Origin of the sequence: Achromobacter sp. B7, from assembly GCF_003600685.1 — a bacterium.
Taxonomy (GTDB): domain Bacteria; phylum Pseudomonadota; class Gammaproteobacteria; order Burkholderiales; family Burkholderiaceae_B; genus Achromobacter; species Achromobacter spanius_B.
This window is the reverse complement of the sequence record NZ_CP032084.1, coordinates 401,617-422,128: the sequence shown is the minus strand read 5'-3', so window position 1 is coordinate 422,128 and position 20,512 is coordinate 401,617. Positions and strand designations below refer to the sequence as shown.

The window sequence follows — 20,512 nt, the reverse complement described above, 5'->3', positions numbered from 1 at the left end:
CCGGGCGTGAGCTAGACCGCCACGACCGGATGGCGCAACGTGCCGATGCCTTCCACGCACGCCACCACCACGTCGCCCGGCCACAGCCATTCCTGCGGCTTGCGGCCCGCGCCCACGCCTTCCGGCGTGCCGGTGGCGATGATGTCGCCCGGTTCCAGCGTGATGCCGGCGCTGATGTCCGCGATCAGGAACGGCACCTTGAAGAGCATGTGGCGCGTGTTCGATCCCTGCTTCTTTTCGCCGTTGACTGTCAGCCACAAGTCCAGCACCTGCGGGTCGGGAATTTCGTCGGCGGTGACGATGCACGGCCCGAAGGGCGCGTAGGTGTCCTGGCCCTTGGAATAGATCCATTGCCCGGCGCGGCGGCAATCGCGCGCGCTCATGTCCAGCATGACGCTGTAGCCGAATACGTACGACAGCGCATCGGCCTCGGCCACGCGCGAGGCGCGACGGCCCATGATCACGGCCAGTTCCACTTCCCAGTCCAGCTGCTGCGTGATCTTGGCGTTGTGCTCGATGGCCTCGCCCGGGCCGATGACGGTGGTGGGCGGCTTGGAGAAGATCACCGGCTGCTTGGGCAGGTCGGCCGACGTGTCCAGCGTGCGGCTGGATTCGGCCACGTGTTCCACATAGTTCAAGCCGATGCCGAAGATGTTCTTGCGCGGGCGCGGAATGGGCGCCAGCAGCTTCACGTTTTCCTGCGGCAGCGCCGTGCCCACGGGCCATTCGCCGCGATAGGCATCCATCAGGCGGCTGGCCTGCGACACGGCCACCGGCCCCAGGTCGATAAACGCCAGCATGTCGTCGGGCAGGTCCACCCCGCCCGCCTCGCCCAGCAAGGCCAGGTCGATTACATAGCCGTCGGCCAGCGCGCCAAGCCGGGCGGCGGCGGTGGGATGAGCACGAAAAGTCACCAAGCGCATAGGAACTCCATAGATTCAAGACGTGTTGAGCCAGGCGCGCGGGCCAGGCCCGCGCGGCGGATGAAAATTTGATGTGAAGGTGGCGCGGCGCTAGCTCAGGATTTGATGGCCGTCGTTTTCCTTGACCGCTTCTTCGCGGTACAGCCCCAGCGCACGCATGACGGGCAGGTCGTTGAAACAGAACAGGCAGGCGTCATCGTTGGAAGACAGGTTGACGTGTTCGTGGATGGCCCAGGACGGTACGCAGAAGATGTCGCGTTCGGTCCAGTCATAGCGCTTGCCGTCGATGAGGCAATAGCCGCTGCCCTTGGCCACTTGGTAGATGAAGCTGCCGGTATGCCGATGCGCTTTGGTGTGTTCGCCCGGCCGCAGCAACTGCATGCTGGCGCCGATGGTCGGCATGACGGGGCCGCCGGTGGCGGGGTTGACGTAGTCAAGCAGGATGCCGTCGAAGGGGCTGCCGGCGGTGGTGCGGGCGTAGCGGCGCAAGGCGTCGTAGGTGGGTTCCCATTCGTACTTGAACAGGGGCGAATAAGGTTTCGTCCAGCCGGATACCTGCGGGCGCAAGGCGGCGTTGCCCCAGGCGGCGCTGGTGTCGTCCACGGGATAGGTCACGGTCTGGTTCAGGTCGGGGTGCACGGCGTAGAAGCCGGCTTCCAGCGCGTTGACCAGCGGGATATCCAGGCCGTCCTGCCAGATGCAGGTGGTGCCGTCTTCGGCCACGCCGTGCTCATGCCAGGTGCCGTTGGGCGTCAGCACGAAGTCGTTCGCGCCCAGCGTCATCTTGTGGCCGTCCACGACGGTGTACGCGCCGTGCCCTTCCATGATGAAACGCAGCGCGGAATGGGAATGCTTGTGGGCCGAGGCCAGCTCGCCAGGCTGCATCACTTGCAGACCGGAATACAGCCAGCCCACGGCGGCGGCCACATCGCGTCGGCCGGGGTTGTTCAGATAGATGACGCGCCGGCCCGCTTCTTCAGGCGAGACCAATTCGGCCGACCGCAGTATGTGTCCGCGCAAGTCCCGGTAGCGCCACACCACCGGCACCGACGCCGAGCGCGGCGCCCAGGGCTCGATCTTGTTCGCCACGGTCCACAAGGCGCCGGTTTCCAGGCGGGCAAGCTCCTGGTAATAGGCGATGCGTTCGGGCGAATCGGCCACATTGGCTCGGCCCGCGGTGTCTTCTCGATAGGCGTCGTACCGGTTCGCTTCCATCGCTGCCTCTTTTATAAAACCGTGAAGATTTTCGAAAATAATAGAGGTGGCAAGAAATCCGAGCAACGATTGCGCGCTAGGGGTTTTCCCGCCGCGACAGAATTAGTTGGTGTGACGCCGCGAAATACTGTACAAAAACACAGTGCGACGTGATACATTTCGCTCGCCCAAAAAACTGTCGTCCAGGGAGAATCCTGTGTCAGAAGCCGCTCATCTTGTTCAGTACATCGTCGTCCCCTATCGCGCCGCCGCCAACGGCGTGGCGCCTGGGGAAATCCGTCCGGCCAGCAGCGAATTCGGCGCCATCCGAATCGCTAATTCGATGGCGTCCAAATTCGCGGGGGTCGCGGCCTACGAAGTGTGGATAGACAAAGAAACCGGCGATATGGAATCGCCGCGCATCCTGACGCAAATCGGCACGGTGCCGTCGTTGGATGATTAAGGCGGGCCGTATCGCCACGCCCGCCGTGGCAACGTCTGGCCACGAGTCGGCAACGCGTCGATTTCTTTGACGCGTTGCCCGACTCCGGCGTCATGGCGTGCGGCGTCCTTGCCCGGGAAGGCGCTGGGCCAGCGTGCTGGATAAGGCGCGCTGCATAAGGCGTGCGTCATGGGGCGCACGTCTTGGGGCGCACGTCTTGGGGCGCACGTCATGGGGCGCACGTCTTGGGGCGAGCAGCCTCCGGCCCGCGCCATGACACGCGCGCGCCCCGCCTCAATACGTGTAGCTGACACCCAGTTGCGCGGTGCGCGGCGCGCCGGGATATACGTAAGTATTGAACGCGCCTTCGTCGTAATTGCGGTTGAACACGTTCGTCACGTCCAGGTTCACCCGCAGGTTCTTGTTGACCTGGTAGAAGCTGTACAGGTCCACCGCCACATAGGCGCCCATGTTGTAGGAAGACGCCACGGTCTGGCCGGCGCGGTCATCTACATAGCGCACGCCCGCGCCCAAGCCCAGGCCACGCGCCGGGCCCTCGTGGAATTCGTACATGTTCAACAGGCTTAGCGTGTTGCGCGGAATGTTGGCCAGGCGCGTGCCACGCGGCAACGTGTTGTCTTCCGTGACCTTGGCATCCACATACGAATAGCCGCCAATTACCCGCCATTCACGCGTGATATTGCCCGCCACGTTCACATCGATGCCACGGCTGCGCACCTTGCCGGCCGCCACGCGGTAGGTCGGGTCGGTGGGGTCTACCGTCAGTACGTTTTTCTTGTCGATCTGGTAGGCGGCCACGTCGACGCTCAGGCGGCGGTCCAGCAATTCCCATTTAGCGCCTACTTCAAACGACTTGCCCTGTTCGGGATCGAACCCATTGCCTTGCCGGTCGGCGCCCGTGTTCGGCTTGTACGAACGCGCCGTGTTGGCGTAGACGGCCAGCGTGTCGGTCAGGTCGTAGATGACACCCAAGCGCGGCGTGACGGCGGTATCCGTGGTGCGCCAACTGGCGCCTGCGGGCAGGCGGTCACGGTACGTGTGCTCAAAGCGTTCAAAGCGCAGCCCGGCCAGCACCTTGAAGCGGTCGGTCAGCGCGACCTGGTCCTGCACGAAGGCGGCCCAGGTCTTGAGATTTTCCTTGTCGTGCGTGGTGATGCGCGTCAACGCGGGGCGTGGCTGGCCCAGCACGGGGTCGTACAGATCGATGGGATAAGCGGCGGCGCCCGCGGCCGAACGCCGGATGATGGACTGGTAATCGTAGTCTTCGACTTCGATGCCGGTCAGCAGCGTGTGGCGCAGGCCGCCCGTATTGAAGTTGCCGGTCAGGTTCAGTTGGACGTCGCGGTCCGTCCAGTCCAGCTTGCGGTAATTGAAGTTGCGGCCCAGCGTGCGGCCGTCGGCCTGCAAGGCGTTCGCTTCCACAGCGTTGCCTTTCAGCGTGCCGTCCAGCCATTGCGCGCCGCCGCCCAGCTTCCAGTTGTCGTTCAGCGCGTGTTCGAAGCGCAACTGCACCACGTTGTTGTCGTTGTGCAGCTTGTTGTCGGTACCTGTCTCCCAGACGTTGGTGTCGCGCGAGGCGCGTTGAGTCTGGTTGGGATAACGCGTCAGGCCACGGTCCAGCGGATGGTTGTTGCGCATCACCTCGGCTTCGAGCGTGATGCGGGTGGCGGCGCTGGGTTGCCAGCTGATCACGGGCGCAATGCCATAGCGTTCGGTGCTGACGTCATCACGAAAACTGTCGCCGCCTTCGGCCAGCGCATTGACGCGATAGGTCAAACTGCCGTCTTCATTCAGCGCGCCGGTGGTGTCGATAGTGGCGCGGCGCATGCCGTGCGTGTCGACTTGCGTGCCCACGGTTACGCGCGATTCCGCCTCGGGCTGCTTGGTGACCACGTTGAAGGTACCGCCGGGGTCGCCCCTGCCGTACAGGCTGGTGTTGGGCCCCCGGATGACCTCCAGCCGCTCAAGCGTGTAGGAGTCGGGCGCGTTGGGATAGCCGCGATTGATGGGAAAACCGTTGCGATAGTACTCACCGGTGGTGAATCCGCGCACGGTGACGGTGGTCAGCCCCTGCCCGCCGAAGTTGTTGGCGCGGCCGACACCGCCGGCGTAATCCAGCACTTGTTCCAGGCGCGTTGCATTGGTGTCTTCGACGACGTCGCGGGGCACCACGGTGATCGATTGCGGCACGTCGTGCAGCGCGGTGTCGGTACGCGTCGCGCTGAGCGAACGCGTGGCCCGATAGCCGATCACCGGGCCGTCGGCACGCTCGGCATCGCCGTAGACACTGACCGCCTCAAGCTGAACGGGTGATGTTGTGCCGGCTTCGTCGGCCACCGCCAGCGGAACCGCCGTGTTCAAAAGACATGCTGAAAAGATGACGCGCCGCATTCCAAGATCCGAGAATTTTTAAGTGGCGCGATCTTACTATCGATGAAATCGATTCGCATTCTCAGAAATGTAATGGGGCGTGATGTCAACTTTTCACAACATGGCAACGGGCCGGATGCGTGGCTTGTGCGGCATTGCGGCAGCGGCAGGCAGGATGCAAGCGTACGAAAGCCGGGATGGAAAATTGCGAGGGGGGGTAAAGCGGCGGGAAAGGCGAAGGGGCTACTGCGGAAGTACACAAGCACTGTGCACTTTGATGGTGCGCCCGACAGGAATCGAACCTGTATCAAGAGCTTCGGAAACTCTCATTCTATCCATTGAACTACGGGCGCAGCGCAAGGAGGCGACATTGTACCTAGTTTTCGATAGGCTGCATGAAGTGGGTCAAATCTTCCGCCAATCTCATCGAAAACCCGGTCAGATGCATTGGACGCTCGTCCCTGACACCGTTATATAATCCAGCGTTTGCTTGCAGGCGGATGCCCGACTTGTCCGCCGATTTGTGCAGTTACTGATTTTCTGTTGCCGCCGCCAGGCGCCCCACCCGTTAGCAGGATTTGGTCATGAGCAACGAGCAGGAACACATAGAAGAGCACTCCTCCCCCATCAAGACCCCCAAGCAACTGGTCGTCACGATCGTCCTGTCTTTCGTGATCCCCATCGCCATCATCATTCTGCTGGTGAACATGGTGGTCTCCGGCACCAAGACCGGAGCCGGCTCGGATTCCCTGTCCCCTGAAGCGGTCACCAAGCGCATCGCCCCGGTTGCGGGGTTCGAGCTTGTGGACGCCAACGCGCCCAAGGTCTTCAAGACGGGCGAGCAGGTCTTTGCGGCGGTCTGTACGGCCTGTCATACCGCCGGCGTGGCCGGTGCACCGAAGGTGGGCGACAACGCCGCCTGGGCGCCGTTCATCAAGTCGGGCTACGACACCATGTTGAACGTGGCCTTGCACGGCAAGGGCGGCATGCCGGCCAAGGGTGGCAACCCGACGCTGTCCGACTACGAAGTGGCGCGCGCGGTGGTCTATATGGCCAACAAGTCGGGCGCCTCGCTGCCTGAACCCGCCGCTCCGGCGGAAGAAGGCGCCAAGAAGGAAGCGGACGCCGCCCCGGCGACGGGCACAGCCTCGGCTGCCACAGCGCCGGCAGCCGGTGCTGCGGCTGCCGCAGCACCCGCAGCCGCAGCTCCCGCCGCCGCTCCTGCCCCGACCGCAGCGGCGCCCGCGGCGCCGGCTCCTGCCGCTGCCCCGCAACAGGCCGCCGCCGTCAACCCGGCTGGCGAAAAGCTCTACAAGAGCGTCTGCTTCGCCTGTCACGCCACCGGCGTGGCCAACGCGCCCAAGTTCGGCGACAAGGCTGCCTGGGACCCCTACATCAAGACCGGCATGGACGCCATGGTGAAGGTCGCCATGCAAGGCAAGCCGCCGATGCCGCCCAAGGGCGGCGCCGCCAATGCCTCGGAAGAAGACATCCGCGCCGCCGTCCAGTACATGGTGGATCACGCCAAGTAATCCCGGCGTATGTCGCCGGAGCCGCGAGGCGGATGACCCGGACAGTAAAAAGCCCCTTGAACATTCAAGGGGCTTTTTTATGGCTGCGCTAGGGGTAAGGGAGACGCCGGGACGCCGGGACGCCAGAACGCCAGACCGCCGGAACACCGGAACGCCGGACCGCCGGAACGCCGGGCCGTCGCCGCGGCTTATTCCGCCGACGATTTCAACAGCGACATGCCCAGCTGCACCCGGCGTTGCAGCCACAGGCTGGGGCGATAGCGCGGATCGCCCGTCACGCGCTGCATGCTTTTCAGGATTTCCAGAATGCGGTCCGCGCCCAGCTTGTCGCCCAGCGCCAGCGGGCCCACGGGGTAGCCCAAGCCCAGCGTCACGGCCTTGTCGATGTCTTCCGGCGTGGCGATCTGCTGCTGCGCGATATCGCTGGCGATGTTGACGATCATCGCCACGATGCGCTGGGCGATGAAGCCCGGCGAGTCCTCGATTACCGTGACCGGCACGCCATCGGCGGCCAGCAGGGCATGCGCCGCATCGCGCCACTTGGCTTCGGTGGCGGGCGACACCATGAGGGTGCGGCGCTTGGCGCCATCGAAAGCGTAAAGCGCGTCCAGGCCGACCGTACGGCCGGCGTTCAGGCCTTGTGCCGACACCGTCGTCGACACGTCATCGCCAAACGGCGTGACGATGATCAACGCGTCCGCATCGGGCGACGCGCCCGTCACCAACGTGGCGCCCAGCTTTTCAACCAGCGCCGACGCGCGTGCGTAGCCTTCCGCGTGCTTGGGGCTGACCCACACCTTCAGGCCGGCGGGCAGGGCCGGCACCGGCGGTTCAGCGGGCACTTGCTTCTGGCCGTCGGCGTAAACATAGAAGCCTTCGCCGGCCTTGCGCCCGATCAGCCCACCGGCCAAACGCACCGTGGTGATGGGCGACGGACGAAAGCGCGCTTCGTCGAAGAACTGGCGGTAGATGGATTCCATCACCGGGTGCGACACATCCAGCGCGGTCAGGTCCAGCAGTTCGAACGGGCCCATGCGAAAGCCGGCCTGCTCGCGCATCACGGCGTCAACCTGGGCAAACGTGGCCACGGCCTCTTGGGCCACGCGCAGCCCTTCGGTGTTCATGCCACGGCCCGCGTGGTTGACGATGAAACCCGGCATGTCCTTGGCGCGCACGGGCGTATGGCCCATGCGGCGGGCCAAGTCGGCCAGCGCGTCGCCCACTTCGGGCGCGCTGCGCAGGCCGTCGATGACTTCCACCACCTTCATCAACGCCACCGGGTTGAAGAAGTGATAGCCGGCCACGCGGCGTGGGTGCTTGCAGGCGGCCGCGATGGCGGTAATGGACAGCGACGACGTGTTCGACGCCAGGATGCAGTCTTCCGAGACCACGCCTTCCAGGGCGGCGAACAGGTCGCGCTTGACGTCCAGGCGTTCAACAATGGCTTCCACCACCAACTGGCAGGCCGACATATCGGTCAGCGCGGTGGCGGCTTCCACGCGTTCCAGCGCGGCTTGTGCGTCGGCGGCGGTCAGCTTGCCCTTTTGAGCCAGCTTGTCCCACGTCTGGCGCAACGATTCGCGCGCGGCCGTCACGGCGTCGGCGCTGGTGTCGTACAGGCGCACACGCAGCCCGGCTTGCGCCGCGATCTGCGCGATGCCGCGCCCCATGGCCCCGGCGCCCACGACGCCGATGGTTTGAATCTCCGTCATCAACTCTCTCCTGCCTGTATTGGGTATTGGAATGGTGGTGCGCGCCGCGGCATGGCGCACGGCAAGCGGGCGGCGCCTGGCCGCCCGCCGCGATCAGGGCTGGCTTTGAGCCAGCGCCTGGATTTCTTCAGCTGACAACCCCAGCTTCTCCGCCAGCACCTGCGCGGTGTGCTCGCCCAGCATGGGCGGCGGACGGCGGTATTGAACCGGGCTGTCGGAGAACTTCAGGGGGCTGGACGCCATCGGCACCTTGCCGGCGGCCGGATGCGGAAGTTCGCGCTTCATTTCGCGCGCCAGCACGTGCGGGTCTTCGTAGACCTGGTCCAGCGTATTGATGGGGCCGGCCGGCACGCCCACGCCTTCCAGCGCGGCCAGCCAGTGGTCGCGCGCGCCGGTGGCCATGCGCTCGGCCAGCAGCGGCACCAGTTCGGCGCGGTTCTTCACGCGCTGCGGGTTGGTGGAAAAACGCGGGTCGGCGGACAGCTCCGGCAGACCGATGGCGCCGCAGTAGTTGCGGAACTGGCTGTCGTTGCCCACCGCCACGATCAAGTGGCCGTCGGATGCCGCGAACACCTGGTAAGGCACCAGGTTCTGGTGCGCGTTGCCCGCGCGCTGAGGCGCCACGCCAGAGGTCATGAAGTTCAGGTTTTGATTGGCCATCATGCTGACCTGGCAATCCAGCAGGGCCATGTCGATGTGCTGGCCCAGCCCGCTATTGGCGCGCTCCAGCAGCGCGGCCAGGATGCCCACGGTGGAATACATGCCGGTCATGAGGTCGGCCACGGCCACGCCGGCCTTTTGCGGGCCGCCGCCGGGCAGGTCGTCGCGTTCGCCCGTAATGCTCATCAGGCCGCCCATGCCCTGGATCATGAAGTCATAGCCGGGGCGGCTGGCGTACGGGCCGGTCTGGCCAAAGCCGGTGATCGAGCAATAGATCAAACGCGGGTTGATGGCCTTCAGGCTTTCGTAGTCCAGACCGTATTTCTTCAGGCCGCCTACTTTGAAGTTTTCCACCAGGATGTCGCTTTGCAGGGCGAGTTCCCGCACCAGCTCGGCGCCACGCGGCGAGGCAATGTCCAGCGCCACCGACATCTTGTTGCGGTTGGCGGACAGGTAGTAGGCGGCTTCGGTGGTGTCGTTGCCCGCTTCGTCCTTCAGATACGGAGGCCCCCACGCGCGCGTGTCGTCGCCCGAGCCGGGCCGTTCGATCTTGATGACCTCGGCGCCCAGGTCGGCCAGGTTCTGGGTGCACCAGGGGCCCGCCAGCACGCGGGTCAAATCCAGCACGCGTATGCCGGTAAGGGGAGCGGGACGTTGCGACATCTGTAGTCTTTTCGCTAGATGAGAAATGAAAACGTCCGGCTTGCGGCCACGCGCGAAGCCAGACTGGAATTCCGTCATGCCGGCGGATCAGGCCGCCGGCGCGTCATACCCGGACGCGGACCGTTAGGGTCGCGCCCGCGGCACCATTCGTCAATCCGGATATTAGCTGTTTGGACACTATGACCGGATTTCCAGGCGGAAAACGCTCAGGAATGCGCCTTGATCGTTTCGCGGGCGATCACCAGCTGCTGGATCTGCGAGGTGCCTTCAAAGATGCGGAACAGGCGCACGTCGCGGTAGAAGCGTTCAACGGCGTATTCCGACATGTAGCCCGCGCCGCCATGGATCTGCACGGCGCGGTCCGCCACGCGGCCCACCATCTCGGTCGAGAACAGCTTGCAGCAGGCGGCCTGCATGGTCGTGTTCTCGCCACGATCGCGCATGCGGGCCGCGTCCAGCACCATGCAGCGGGCGGCGTAAAACTCGGCCTGGCTGTCGGCAATCATGGCCTGGATCAGCTGGAATTCCGCGATGGGCTGGCCGAACTGCTTGCGCTCCATGGCGTACTTGACCGCGTCGGCCAGCAAGCGGTCGGCAATGCCGACGCACAGCGCCGAGATATGCAGCCGGCCCTTGTCCAGCACGCGCATCGACGTGCGAAAACCGTTGCCCTCTTCGCCGCCCAGCAAGGCGCTGGCGGGGACGCGGCAGTTGTCGAACACGACATCGCTGGTCAAGGCGCCCGCTTGGCCCATCTTCTTGTCGGGCTTGCCGATGATGAGGCCGGGCGTGCCGGCTTCGACCAAAAAGCACGAAATGGAATTGGCGCGGCGTTCAGGCGCGGTGCGCGCCATGACCGAGAACAGGCCGGCGATGGGCGCGTTGGTGATGTAGCGCTTGGTGCCGTTGAGCACGTAGCTGTCGCCGTCGCGCTCGGCCGACAGGCGCAGCGCCATCGCGTCGGAACCGGCGTCCGGCTCAGTCAACGCGAACGATCCGATCAGTTCACCGCTGGCCAGCTTGGGCAGGTAGCGCGCGCGCTGTTCGTCCGTGCCCGCCAGCACGATGGCTTGCGAGCCGATGCCGATGTTGGTGCCCGCCAGCGAACGGAAGGCGGGCGAGGTCTGGCCCAGCTCGAACACCACGCGCACTTCTTCTTCCATCGTCAGGCCCAGGCCGCCGAAGTCGGGCGAAATGGACAGGCCGAACAGGCCCAGTTCACGCATTTCGTTGACGATGTCCGGCGGCACCTGCCCGCTGGTGGCCAGTTCGTCTTCGGCGGGAATCAGGCGTTCGTGCACGAAGCGGTGCACGGCGTCCAGCAACAGGTTCAGGGTTTCAGTGTCGAGGGCCATGGTGCAAGTCTCAGAAGATGGATAAGCAGGCAAAGGGTCGGTGGCCGTGCGTCAGGCGCGCATGCCGCCCACCAGTAAATCGAAATAACCGTCGGCGATGGTCTCGGCGCTGTCGCCCTGGCCGGGCTTGTACCAGCGCACCATCCAATTCAGCATGGACAGCACGGCGCGGCCGGTCGCGGCCACATCCAGCGGGCGGAACACGCCCTGCTCCACGCCTTGCGCGATGACTTCGCGCAGTCGCTTTTCGTAGCCATCGCGCAGGCGCGCGGCGTCTTCGCGTTCGGGCAGCGCCATGCCGGAATAGCCGATCAGCATCGTGACGAATTCGGCGTGGTGCTGTTCGAAGTAGCGGGCGTGACCCACCATGAAGGCGCGCAGCCGGGCGGCGGCGCCCTGCGCGGCGGCCACATCCTGGCCGACGCTTTGGGTCAGGCCATTCAATACGCCCAGGATGATGGCGTCGTAAATGTCCTGCTTGGTGGTGTAGTAGTGATAGATGGCCGCCTTGGAGACGCCGATGGCGGCGGCCAGATCCGACACCGAACTGCCGTCGTAGCCGCTTTGGGCGAAGAGCTTGGCGGCTTCTTCCAGGATGCGTTCGCGGGGCGCCACCAGCGTGGGCGGACGGCCGGCGCGGGCGCGTTTCTGAACAGGAGGGGCGGAGGTCGCCATGACAGCCTTTGGAGACTTGCGCCGAGAACCGCGCGCGGGTCGGATGACCCTGCATTGACAGCGGTTCGGCGCATGCCGTTAAATAAAGATTAATTAATTACCGGACGGTCGGTAGGTAATTATAGGCACATCCGCCTTTTGGGCTCAAGATGGTTTTTTTGGTGCCCGAGTGCTTGCGGGCAAGCCCTTTCTGGACTGACCTGGACACAACGCGACGACGCTATGCCCCACTCTCTCGTGACAGATTTGTATGGCCAGATGTCCCTGCCGGTCATCAGCGCCCCCATGTTCATCGTCTCAAACCCGCAACTGGTGATCGCGCAGTGCACGAGCGGCATCGTGGGTTCGTTCCCCGCGCTGAACGCGCGTCCGCAAAGCCTGTTGACCGATTGGCTGGATGAGGTCCAGGCCGGCTTGGCCTCGCACCGGGAAGCCAACCCCGGCGCCGTCGTGGCGCCGTTTGCGGTCAACCAGATCATTCACCAGTCCAACGACCGCCTGGAGCAGGACCTGGCCGTTTGCGCCAGCCACCGCGTGCCGCTCATCATCACCAGCCTGCGCGCCCCCGGCGACCTGGTCAAAGGCGTGCACGACTGGGGCGGCAAGGTTTTTCACGACGTCACCACGCTGCGCCATGCCGAAAAGGCGCTGGAAGCGGGCGTCGATGGGCTGATCCTGGTGTGCACGGGCGCGGGCGGCCACGCCGGCACGCTCAGCCCCTTTGCGCTGCTGTCCGAAGTCCGCCGCTTCTATGACGGCCCGCTGATCCTGTCCGGCGCCATCACGTCCGGCGCGCACGTGCTGGCGGCGCTGGCCATGGGCGCCGACTTTGCCTATATGGGTACGCGCTTTATCGCCAGCCAGGAAGCCAACGCCAGCGAAGGCTACAAATCCGCCATCGTCGAAGCCAGCGCGTCCGACATTCTGTACACGCCATTCTTCACCGGCATCCCGGGCAATTACCTGAAGGCCAGCATCACCGCCTCGGGCCTGGACCCCGCCAACCTGCCACAGCCGGACAGCGGCGCCTCCAACTTTGGATCGTCGCGGGTCAAGCCGTGGAAAGACATCTGGGGCGCGGGCCAGGGCGTGGGCGGCATCGCCAGCGTGTTGCCCACGCGCGAAATCGTCGCCACGCTGCGCCGCGAATATGCCCAGGCCAAGGCGCAGCTGGAAGGCAGGTCGTTCGCATGAGCGCGGGGCTGAAAGTCGCCCGCGACGGCGCGGTACTGACGCTGACCATCGACCGCCAGGACCGCCGCAACGCGCTGGACACGGCCACCTACGCCGCGCTGACCGAGCAGCTGTCGCTGGCCAGCGCCGATCAGGCCGTGTCAGCGGTGATACTGACGGGCGCGGGCCAGCATTTCACGGCGGGCAATGATCTGCGAGACTTCCAGGCGGAACGCGGCGCGGGCGATAGCGCGGGGCTGACGTTCTTGCGGGCGCTGTCCACGGCCGAGGTACCGGTGATCGCGGCGGTCGAGGGCTATGCGATCGGCATTGGCGTGACCCTGTTGCAGCATTGCGACTTTGTCCATATTGGCCAGGGCGCCACGCTGCGCATGCCGTTCGTGGCGCTGGGCCTGTGCCCCGAAGGCGCGTCCAGCCTGCTGATGCCGCGCCTGGCGGGCCGGCGCGCCGCCGAATGGCTATTGCAAGGCAAGGCGTTTTCGGCTGAGGACGCGCGCGACGCGGGTCTGGCCACCAGCGTCACACCGGCAGGCGCGGCGCTGGCCGCCGCACAGGCCACGGCCGCCGACCTGGCCCGCCAACCGCCGGCTGCCTTGCGCCTGACCAAGGCCATGATGAAACGCGCGGATCGCCTGGCCATCCAGGAAACGCTGGACTACGAAGCCCAGCAATTCCGCGCCCGCCTGCAAACCGAAGAGGCGCAGGCGGCGTTTGCGAAGTTCTTCAAGAAATAGCGGGCCAGGCGGGGGATTGCGGGCCGATTGAGGTCGCGATCTTCCCGCGCCGCATCAAAACGGCGAATCCGGCCGGAAATTGGGTGCCCGGCGTTCGCGCAGCGACTGGATGCCTTCCTTCACGTCCGGCCCGCCAAACCCCATGAACTCCAGCGCCAGCGACGTATCGAAGCTGGGGCCGGCCATGCGCAGCCAATTGTTCAGCGAATATTTGGTCCAGCGAATGGCAGTCTGCGATCCGGCGGCCAGTTTGTTGGCGACTTCGAAGGCGCGGGGTATCAAATCGGCTTCATCGACGCACAGCGACACCAGGCCGATGCGCTCGGCTTCTTCGCCCGTCACGGTTTCGCACAGCATCAGGTAATACTTGGCCTTGGCCATGCCACACAGCAGCGGCCAGACGATAGCGGCGTGGTCGCCCGCCGTCACGCCCAGGCGGGTGTGGCCATCGATGATGCGGGCGTCGCGCGCCGCGATCGAGATGTCGGCCAGCAGGCCGGCCACCAGCCCCGCCCCCACCGCCGCGCCGTGCATGGCGGACACGATGGGCTTGTTGCAGTTGATGATGTTGTAGACCAGGTCGCGCGCTTCACGCCAGACGCGGGTGCGCACGTCGAAGTCGTCGGCCATCTGCTGCACCAGCTCCAGGTCGCCGCCCCCCGAAAAGCCTTTGCCCTCGCCACGGATCACCACGACACGGGTGTCGGGGTCGGTGTCGATGTCGCGCCAGATGTCCGCCAGTTCGCGGTGCATGCGGTCATCCGCCGTGGACAGCTTGCCGGGCTGCCCGCCCTTGGCGCCCATGATCAGCTCCAGCACGCCGCCGGGGTGCCGGCGCAGCTTCAGGGATTCATAGGCTGAATAGTGTTGCAGCGTGATATCGGTCATTGTCTACTCCGGGGTTGTCGGGGGCTGCCGGGCGTACAGGCCGGCATGTTTTTGCGCACTATAGTGGATACACGAACGCCGCCCCGCCGCTTGTCCACAGGAGCCTCAGCCAATGAACACCCCCGCCCCGACCGGCGCCCCCATCGACCGCGCCAGCCTGCCCGCCCTGTTCGCCCCCCGTGAAGCCGACACGCACAAGGGCAGCTTCGGCACGGTCGGCGTCGTGGGCGGCGGCCACGGCATGACAGGCGCTGCGCTGCTTGCCGCCCGCGCTGCCTTGTTGACCGGCGCCGGCAAGGTGCTGGTGGGCTTTGCACAGGAAACGTCGCCGATGGCCTGCGACCCGCACCAGCCGGAACTGATGCTGCGCGACGCCCGTTCGCTGCTGGACACCGACTGGGGCGTGACCGCCTGGGTAGCGGGCTGCGGGATCGGCACGGACGCGCTGGCGGCCAACGCCCTGTCGGAACTGTTCGTGCTGCGGCACCAAACCCCGCTGGTGCTGGACGCCGACGGGCTTAACCTCTTGGCCTGCGGCGGCATCCAGCCCAATTGGGGCGCCGGCCCGGTTGTGCTGACGCCGCACCCTGCCGAAGCCGGCCGCCTGCTGGGCATCCCCGCGGCCCAGGTTCAGGCCGACCGCCCCGGCGCCGCCTGGAAATTGGCGCAGCGCTATCAATGCTGGGTGGTGCTGAAAGGCGCGGGCACGGTGGTCTGCCACCCGGCTCGCGGCATCCGGATCAATACCAGCGGCAATCCCGGTTTGGCCACGGCCGGCACCGGCGACGTTCTGGCGGGAATGCTGGGATCTTTATTGGCGCAGAAGCTGCCCGAAGACCAAGCCGTGCCCGGCGCCGTCTGGCTGCACGGCGCGGCCGCGGATGCGCTGGTGGCAGCGGGTGTTGGCCCGATCGGCCTGACCGCCTCAGAGCTGCCAAACGCGGCTCGCGCCTTGCGCAATGGGCGCTAAGTCCCCGTCAAATAAACATTTTTACAACATACTAGGGTTTTCCCTAAAACAATCATTGCGCCGCCCCTAGGGTTATCCCTATAATGGTTTTCACCAAGACGAAACGGACTGGAGAAAGACCATGACTGAACTGACCCTGAATAGCACTGCCCGCCTGACCGACGCGCTGGAGCGCGACCTGCTGCGCGGCGCCCTGGAAAACCAACCCAATTCCCACCCGCTGACCAGCCTGAAGAAGGCCGGCCAAGCCGTGATCGCCGCTGTCGCTGGCGTGTTCGCCTTCATCGACGAAGTCAACGAATCGATGAATCAGGCCCGCGCCGCCAGCTCGCGCTTCTCCGGCTCGCAGTGGTAAAAACAGCCGCGCTGGGCTGAAATCGCGACGATCTCCCGCGATTTCGCCCGGCGCGCTGTCGTTGTACGGCCCGCTTGCCAGCCAAGCGCCCCGGCAACGAGTATCTGGCGCCGTCCCTCACAGGCGCCTTCGCGCCGCGCCGGTTCCCGTGATCTGCAACGGGGACCCCCGCGGCGCCCTCTTTGGCCCAGCGCCACCCCCCTCTTCTCGGCGTTTTCCCTAGCGCCTGGTTCGCCGTTCTTCATTGACAGCGCGCGAAGCCCCTACCGATAATCGGCCCCTTGCCGTCGTGCCTGGCGCCTTCCCCCTCCCAAGCTTCTCTTGCGGTCGACACGCTGTGTCCACCCTGGCCTTGGTGGTTTTCGCGCAGGCACGATCCGGTTCGTTATTCCTCCGGAGTTGTCACCATGAAGTTGCGCACCACCCTGGCCCTTGTGGCCGCCGCCATTCCCTTGGCAGCCGCCCAAGCCCAGACGCTGAAGATCGGCCTGTCGGCCGAACCCACTTCGGCGGACCCCCACTATCACAAGATGACGCAGAACGACGCGTTCTCCGCGCACGTCTACAGTTCGCTGGTGGGTCGCAGCGCCGACATGAAGTTGACGCCTCAATTGGCCAAGTCCTGGAAGAACCTGGACGATCTGACCTGGGAATTCAAGCTGCGCGACGACGTCAAGTTCTCGAACGGCAAGCCGTTCACGTCCGAAGACGTGCTGTTCACCATCTGCCGCACGCTGAACAACGAAACCAACGTGTCGCAGTCCTACATGGACATGACCAAGCGCATCACGGACGTGCAAACGCCCGACGCGCACACCGTCATCATCAAGACCGGCGAGCCCTTCCCCCTGATGCCCGCCGAGCTGGCCCGCTCGCTGCCCATCGTGTGGAACGGCATTGTCGAGCACGGCAAGCTGACATTCGACCCCAAGAAGGGTTGCGGCGTGACGGGCCCGTGGCCCACGGTTGCCGACTTCAACAACGGCAAGGATTCCATCGGCACCGGCCCCTACACCCTCAAGTCCTACGTGAAGGGCACCGGCATCGAGCTGGTCCGCAACGAGAACTACTGGGGCGAGAAGCCGTACTGGAAGGAAGTGAAGTTCGTGCCGGTGCCGTCCGCCGGCCCGCGCCTGACCGGCCTGCTGTCGGGTGACTTCGACATGATCGAAAACCCGGCCGCCCGTGACCTGCCGCGCCTGAAGGACAACCCGAAGTTCGGCTTTGTGGCCACGCCGTCCACCCGCCTGGTGTTCTTCCAGCCGGACGTGGCCCGCAACCCGAGCCCGTTCGTCAAGAGCGCCGACGGCAAGAACCCGCTGCAGGACCTGCGCGTGCGCAAGGCCATTTCGATGGCCATCGACCGCAAGACCATCACTGCCCGCATCATGGACGGCATGGCCACCCCGGCCTACCAGTTCATGCCCGACGGCATGTTCGGCGCGTTGCCCAAGGCTCCGGAAATCAAGTACGACCCCGAAGGCGCCAAGAAGCTGCTGGCCGAAGCCGGCTACCCGAACGGCTTTGAATTGACGCTGTCGTCCACCAACGACCGCTACGTCAACGACGGCCAGGTCGCACAGGCCGTGGCGCAATACCTGGCCCGCGTCGGCATCAAGACCCACGTGGACGCCATGACCGCATCCATCTATTTCCCCAAGCGCGCCAAGCGCGAGTTCAGCTTCTCGATGGGCGGCTGGCCGGCGGAAACGGGTGAAGCCTCGGCGCTGTTCCAGCTGTGGGTTGCGTCCCTGGATTCGCCCAACAGCCTGGGCACCAGCAACTACGGCGGCTTTTCCAATGCCGATTTCGACAAGGTCTACAAGCAGGCCATCGTGACGGTGGACGCGCCCAAGCGCGAAAAGCTGTTGCAGGAATCCACCCAGATCGCTCTGGACAACGTGCCGCTGATCCCGCTGCACTTCGAAAGCAGCATCTGGGCCTTCCGCAAGGGCATCACCTACGAAGGCCGCCGCGACCAGTACACCCTGGCCACGTCCGTCACGCCCGACAAGAAGTGATCCACCGCGTCTGAACCAGAAAACGGCTGCCCTGTGCAGCCGTTTTTTTTGGTCGGATACCCTATACAATTCCCCCGCTTCATCGGAGTTGCCATGCCCACGCCTACCCCCGCGGCCCGTCCGCGCCCTTTTCTTTTAGCCTGTCCGGATTTGTCGGCCGAACGCTTGGGCAATACGGATACGCCCGGCGTCTGGCATTTCGATTCCGGCGTACCCGGCAAGCGTGTCATGTTGAGCGCACTGATCCACGGCAACGAGCTGTGCGGCGCCTGGGCCCTGAAAGAAGCGTTGACGGCCGGGCTGCGGCCTCGCCGGGGTTCGCTGACGCTGGCCTTCTGTAACCTGGCCGCGTTCGACCGCTTCGATTCCGCCAATTACGCCCCCGCCCGTTTTGTCGACGAAGACATGAACCGCGTCTGGAGCGACGACAAGCTGACCGTGCCGATCAGCCAGGAACGCCGCCGCGCCGCGCAGATCCGTCCATGGGTCGAACAGTCCGACTGGTTGTTGGACTTTCATTCCATGAGCAATTCCGACGTGCCGCTGCAACTGACCGGCATGCAGCAGCGCAATATCGACCTGGCCCTGGCGCTGGGCAACCCGGCCACCATCATTGCCGACGCGGGCCATGCGGCCGGCGTGCGCATGCGCGACTATGGCCGCTTTGGCGAAGCCGGCGACAACGGCACGCGGTCCTTGCTGATTGAATGCGGCTTCCATGGCGCGCCCGAAGCGCGCGGCGTGGCGGTGGACCAGATGGCCCGCTTCCTGCTCGGAGCCGGCACACTGGACCGCGACGACATTCCCGCCGGCTGGATCGAACCCGCCGCCGCCACCCAGCGCGCACTGCGTGTTACCCACGCCGTTGCGGCCAAAAGCGCCGACTTCCGTTTTGCCGAGCCCTGGAAAGGGCTGGAAACGCTGGCCACCGCCGGCACCGTCATCGGCTGGTCCGAAGGCGAACCCGTCGTCACCCCGTATGACAACTGCGTGCTGATCATGCCGTCCACCGCCAACCTGCGGCCCGGCGTGACCGTCGTGCGGCTGGCGCAGCCTATCGGCTGATCGGCACCCATCGGCACCACCGAGCGGCGCCCATCCACGAGGCGCCGCCGACCATTCAAAACAAGGGAAAGCATGTCCATCCAGGTATCCACCCGCAGCGCATTACTGGCCTTGGCCTGTACGTTGGCCGGCGCCCCGGCCGCCATGGCCCAGACGACGCCCACCACGTTGAAGATCGGCCTGTCGTCCGAGCCCACGTCGATGGACCCGCACTATCACCAGGCCACGCCCAACGACGCGATGACCTCGCACATGTTCGAGACGCTGGTAGGGCAGGACGCCAAGATGGACTTGATTCCGCGTCTGGCCACGGGCTGGAAGGCGCTGGACGAGACCACCTGGGAATTCACGCTGCGCGAGAACGCCCGGTTTTCCAACGGCCAGCCTTTCACCGCGCAGGACGTCATCTTCACGTTTTGCCGCGTGATGAACAACGAACAAGCGATCGGCGGTTCATACCCGGCGATCGTGCAGAAGTTTGCCGACGTCCAGGCGCAAGGCAGCAGCAAGCTGGTCATCAAGACGCACAAGCCCTATCCGCTGCTGCCCAACGACCTGACCCGCACGGCCATGCTCTGGAGCGGCATCGTCGAGCACGGCCCCATCACCTTCGACTTGAAAAACAAGTGCGGCGTGACCGGCCCCTGGCCCACCGTGGCCGACTTCAATGGCGGCCGCGATGTGATCGGCACCGGCCCGTATACGCTGAAGTCCTACGTGAAGGGCACGGCCATCGAGCTGACGCGCAACGACAGCTATTGGGGCGAGAAGCCCGCCTGGCAACAGGTCAAGCTGATCCCCGTGCCCGCCGCCGGCCCGCGCCTGACCGGCCTGTTGGCTGGCGACTTCGACCTGATCGAAAACCCCGCCGCGCGCGATGTGAAGCGCATTTCGGAAACGCCGGGCTTCGGCCATGTGATCACGCCGTCGGTGCGCGTGGTGTATTTCCAGTTTGATGTGGGCCGCAGCCCCAGCCCCACCGTCAAGGCCGCCGACGGCAAGAACCCCTTGCAGGACGTGCGCGTGCGCCGCGCCATTTCCATGGCCATCGACCGCAAGACCATCGCCGCGCGCATCATGGATGGCGCCGCCACGCCCGCCAACCAGTTCCTGCCTGACGGCATGTTCGGCACGCTGCGCCATCCGCCCGAACTGAAGTACGACCCCGAAGGCGCCAAGAAGCTGCTGGCCGAAGCCGGTTACCCCAACGGCTTCGAGCTGACCATTTCATCCACCAACGACCGCTACATCAACGACGCCCAGATCTCGCAAGCCGTGGCGCAGTACCTGTCGCGCGTGGGCATCAAGACCACGGTCGACGCGATGACGCGCTCGGTGTATTTCCCCAAGCGTGCCAAGCGCGAATTCAGCTTTGCCATGGGCGGCTGGTCGTCTGAAACCGGCGAGGCGTCGTCTTTCCTACAATACTGGGTCAGTCGGTTCGACAAAGAGCACGGCCTGGGCACCAGCAACTATGGGGGTTACGACAACCCCGAGTTCGACGGCGTATTCAAGCGCGCCCTGGTGACCGTGGACCCGGCCGAGCGGGAAAAGCTGCTGCAACAGTCCCTGGCGATTGCGCTGGCCGACCTGCCCAGCATTCCCCTGCACTTTGAAAGCAGCATCTGGGCGTTCAAGAAGGGGCTGGTCTACGAGGGCCGTGCGGATCAGTACACGCTGGCCATGTCCGCCCGACCGGCCAAGTAGTCGCCCAAGTAATCGCCCAGGTAATCGCCCA

General features: G+C 65.1%; 17 protein-coding genes and 1 tRNA gene. 9 read left to right on the top strand and 9 right to left on the bottom strand.

All coding sequences use genetic code 11. From position 1 onward, the window contains the following. Positions 1-11: 11 nt before the first annotated feature. Entirely contained in the window at positions 12-923 is a 912-nt protein-coding gene (locus DVB37_RS01950) for a fumarylacetoacetate hydrolase family protein (protein WP_120153622.1), read from the bottom strand. A gap of 90 nt (positions 924-1,013) precedes the next feature. Next, positions 1,014-2,138 (bottom strand): cupin domain-containing protein, encoded by a 1,125-nt coding sequence (locus DVB37_RS01945; protein WP_120153620.1) that lies wholly within the window; start codon positions 2,136-2,138, stop codon positions 1,014-1,016. A 196-nt stretch (positions 2,139-2,334) separates the two neighbouring features. Between DVB37_RS01945 and DVB37_RS01940 the strand changes: the two genes are divergently transcribed. Then, the gene (locus DVB37_RS01940) at positions 2,335-2,580 is read left to right on the top strand and encodes a hypothetical protein (protein ID WP_006217094.1); all 246 of its coding nucleotides are present in this window, start codon (positions 2,335-2,337) and stop codon (positions 2,578-2,580) included. Between the two features lie 273 nt (positions 2,581-2,853). On the opposite strand, the gene DVB37_RS01935 is transcribed toward DVB37_RS01940, so the two are convergent. Both DVB37_RS01935 and DVB37_RS01930 read right to left on the bottom strand, forming a co-directional pair. Further along, positions 2,854-4,941 (bottom strand): TonB-dependent siderophore receptor, encoded by a 2,088-nt coding sequence (locus tag DVB37_RS01935; protein WP_205571599.1) that lies wholly within the window; start codon positions 4,939-4,941, stop codon positions 2,854-2,856. Positions 4,942-5,228: 287 nt separating this feature from the next. Further along, positions 5,229-5,303: transfer RNA gene (locus DVB37_RS01930), tRNA-Arg, on the bottom strand. A gap of 231 nt (positions 5,304-5,534) precedes the next feature. Between DVB37_RS01930 and DVB37_RS01925 the strand changes: the two genes are divergently transcribed. Next, entirely contained in the window at positions 5,535-6,482 is a 948-nt protein-coding gene (locus DVB37_RS01925) for a cytochrome c5 family protein (protein WP_120153616.1), read from the top strand. Positions 6,483-6,670: 188 nt separating this feature from the next. Here the strand turns inward: DVB37_RS01925 and DVB37_RS01920 are convergent, their stop codons facing one another. The 4 genes from DVB37_RS01920 to DVB37_RS01905 all read right to left on the bottom strand — a co-directional run bounded on the left by DVB37_RS01920 (position 6,671) and on the right by DVB37_RS01905 (position 11,547). Beyond that, the gene (locus DVB37_RS01920; RefSeq protein WP_120153614.1) at positions 6,671-8,194 is read right to left on the bottom strand and encodes a 3-hydroxyacyl-CoA dehydrogenase; all 1,524 of its coding nucleotides are present in this window, start codon (positions 8,192-8,194) and stop codon (positions 6,671-6,673) included. A gap of 93 nt (positions 8,195-8,287) precedes the next feature. Next, on the bottom strand, positions 8,288-9,517 hold the full coding sequence (locus DVB37_RS01915; protein ID WP_046806604.1) for a CaiB/BaiF CoA-transferase family protein: 1,230 nt from the start codon (positions 9,515-9,517) through the stop codon (positions 8,288-8,290). A gap of 206 nt (positions 9,518-9,723) precedes the next feature. Continuing rightward, complete coding sequence (locus tag DVB37_RS01910; protein ID WP_120153612.1) at positions 9,724-10,872, bottom strand: acyl-CoA dehydrogenase family protein; 1,149 nt, start codon at positions 10,870-10,872, stop codon at positions 9,724-9,726. A 51-nt stretch (positions 10,873-10,923) separates the two neighbouring features. After that, positions 10,924-11,547 carry a TetR/AcrR family transcriptional regulator gene (locus DVB37_RS01905; RefSeq protein ID WP_046806606.1) on the bottom strand — a complete coding sequence of 208 codons (624 nt, stop codon included), beginning with the start codon at positions 11,545-11,547 and terminating at the stop codon, positions 10,924-10,926. A 222-nt stretch (positions 11,548-11,769) separates the two neighbouring features. On the opposite strand from DVB37_RS01905, the gene DVB37_RS01900 reads away from it, so the two are divergent. Together DVB37_RS01900 and DVB37_RS01895 are read left to right on the top strand one after the other, a co-directional pair. After that, positions 11,770-12,741, top strand: a complete 972-nt coding sequence (locus DVB37_RS01900; RefSeq protein ID WP_104144806.1) for a nitronate monooxygenase family protein — start codon at positions 11,770-11,772, stop codon at positions 12,739-12,741. Next, the gene (locus DVB37_RS01895; protein ID WP_104144807.1) at positions 12,738-13,475 is read left to right on the top strand and encodes an enoyl-CoA hydratase-related protein; all 738 of its coding nucleotides are present in this window, start codon (positions 12,738-12,740) and stop codon (positions 13,473-13,475) included. Before DVB37_RS01900 ends, DVB37_RS01895 begins: the two co-directional genes overlap by 4 nt. Positions 13,476-13,529: 54 nt before the next feature. Here DVB37_RS01895 and DVB37_RS01890 read toward each other — a convergent pair whose 3' ends face one another. Beyond that, the gene (locus DVB37_RS01890; protein ID WP_046806609.1) at positions 13,530-14,363 is read right to left on the bottom strand and encodes an enoyl-CoA hydratase/isomerase family protein; all 834 of its coding nucleotides are present in this window, start codon (positions 14,361-14,363) and stop codon (positions 13,530-13,532) included. 112 nt (positions 14,364-14,475) lie between these two features. On the opposite strand from DVB37_RS01890, the gene DVB37_RS01885 reads away from it, so the two are divergent. The 5 genes from DVB37_RS01885 (at position 14,476) to DVB37_RS01865 (ending at position 20,481) form a co-directional block, all read left to right on the top strand. Further along, positions 14,476-15,333, top strand: coding sequence for an NAD(P)H-hydrate dehydratase (locus tag DVB37_RS01885; RefSeq protein ID WP_120153610.1), 858 nt, complete (start codon positions 14,476-14,478; stop codon positions 15,331-15,333). 121 nt (positions 15,334-15,454) lie between these two features. Continuing rightward, a complete protein-coding gene (locus DVB37_RS01880; RefSeq protein WP_046806611.1) occupies positions 15,455-15,688 on the top strand; it encodes a hypothetical protein in 234 nt (77 codons plus the stop codon). A gap of 407 nt (positions 15,689-16,095) precedes the next feature. Further along, the gene (locus tag DVB37_RS01875; protein ID WP_046806612.1) at positions 16,096-17,709 is read left to right on the top strand and encodes an ABC transporter substrate-binding protein; all 1,614 of its coding nucleotides are present in this window, start codon (positions 16,096-16,098) and stop codon (positions 17,707-17,709) included. Between the two features lie 93 nt (positions 17,710-17,802). Continuing rightward, positions 17,803-18,774 (top strand): succinylglutamate desuccinylase/aspartoacylase family protein, encoded by a 972-nt coding sequence (locus tag DVB37_RS01870; RefSeq protein WP_162941143.1) that lies wholly within the window; start codon positions 17,803-17,805, stop codon positions 18,772-18,774. 72 nt (positions 18,775-18,846) lie between these two features. Next, positions 18,847-20,481, top strand: a complete 1,635-nt coding sequence (locus tag DVB37_RS01865; RefSeq protein ID WP_120153606.1) for an ABC transporter substrate-binding protein — start codon at positions 18,847-18,849, stop codon at positions 20,479-20,481. Positions 20,482-20,512: the final 31 nt, after the last annotated feature.

Bases quoted from the DNA above. Each gene is read 5' to 3' on its own strand.
- DVB37_RS01895 (WP_104144807.1), top strand. From the start codon at position 12,738: ATGAGCGCGGGGCTGAAAGTCGCCCGCGACGGCGCGGTACTGACGCTG.
- DVB37_RS01910 (WP_120153612.1), bottom strand. From the start codon at position 10,872: ATGGCCCTCGACACTGAAACCCTGAACCTGTTGCTGGACGCCGTGCAC.
- DVB37_RS01885 (WP_120153610.1), top strand. From the start codon at position 14,476: ATGAACACCCCCGCCCCGACCGGCGCCCCCATCGACCGCGCCAGCCTG.
- DVB37_RS01870 (WP_162941143.1), top strand. From the start codon at position 17,803: ATGCCCACGCCTACCCCCGCGGCCCGTCCGCGCCCTTTTCTTTTAGCC.
- DVB37_RS01900 (WP_104144806.1), top strand. From the start codon at position 11,770: ATGCCCCACTCTCTCGTGACAGATTTGTATGGCCAGATGTCCCTGCCG.
- DVB37_RS01925 (WP_120153616.1), top strand. From the start codon at position 5,535: ATGAGCAACGAGCAGGAACACATAGAAGAGCACTCCTCCCCCATCAAG.
- DVB37_RS01890 (WP_046806609.1), bottom strand. From the start codon at position 14,363: ATGACCGATATCACGCTGCAACACTATTCAGCCTATGAATCCCTGAAG.
- DVB37_RS01875 (WP_046806612.1), top strand. From the start codon at position 16,096: ATGAAGTTGCGCACCACCCTGGCCCTTGTGGCCGCCGCCATTCCCTTG.
- DVB37_RS01880 (WP_046806611.1), top strand. From the start codon at position 15,455: ATGACTGAACTGACCCTGAATAGCACTGCCCGCCTGACCGACGCGCTG.
- DVB37_RS01915 (WP_046806604.1), bottom strand. From the start codon at position 9,517: ATGTCGCAACGTCCCGCTCCCCTTACCGGCATACGCGTGCTGGATTTG.
- DVB37_RS01865 (WP_120153606.1), top strand. From the start codon at position 18,847: ATGTCCATCCAGGTATCCACCCGCAGCGCATTACTGGCCTTGGCCTGT.
- DVB37_RS01945 (WP_120153620.1), bottom strand. From the start codon at position 2,138: ATGGAAGCGAACCGGTACGACGCCTATCGAGAAGACACCGCGGGCCGA.
- DVB37_RS01920 (WP_120153614.1), bottom strand. From the start codon at position 8,194: ATGACGGAGATTCAAACCATCGGCGTCGTGGGCGCCGGGGCCATGGGG.
- DVB37_RS01905 (WP_046806606.1), bottom strand. From the start codon at position 11,547: ATGGCGACCTCCGCCCCTCCTGTTCAGAAACGCGCCCGCGCCGGCCGT.
- DVB37_RS01950 (WP_120153622.1), bottom strand. From the start codon at position 923: ATGCGCTTGGTGACTTTTCGTGCTCATCCCACCGCCGCCGCCCGGCTT.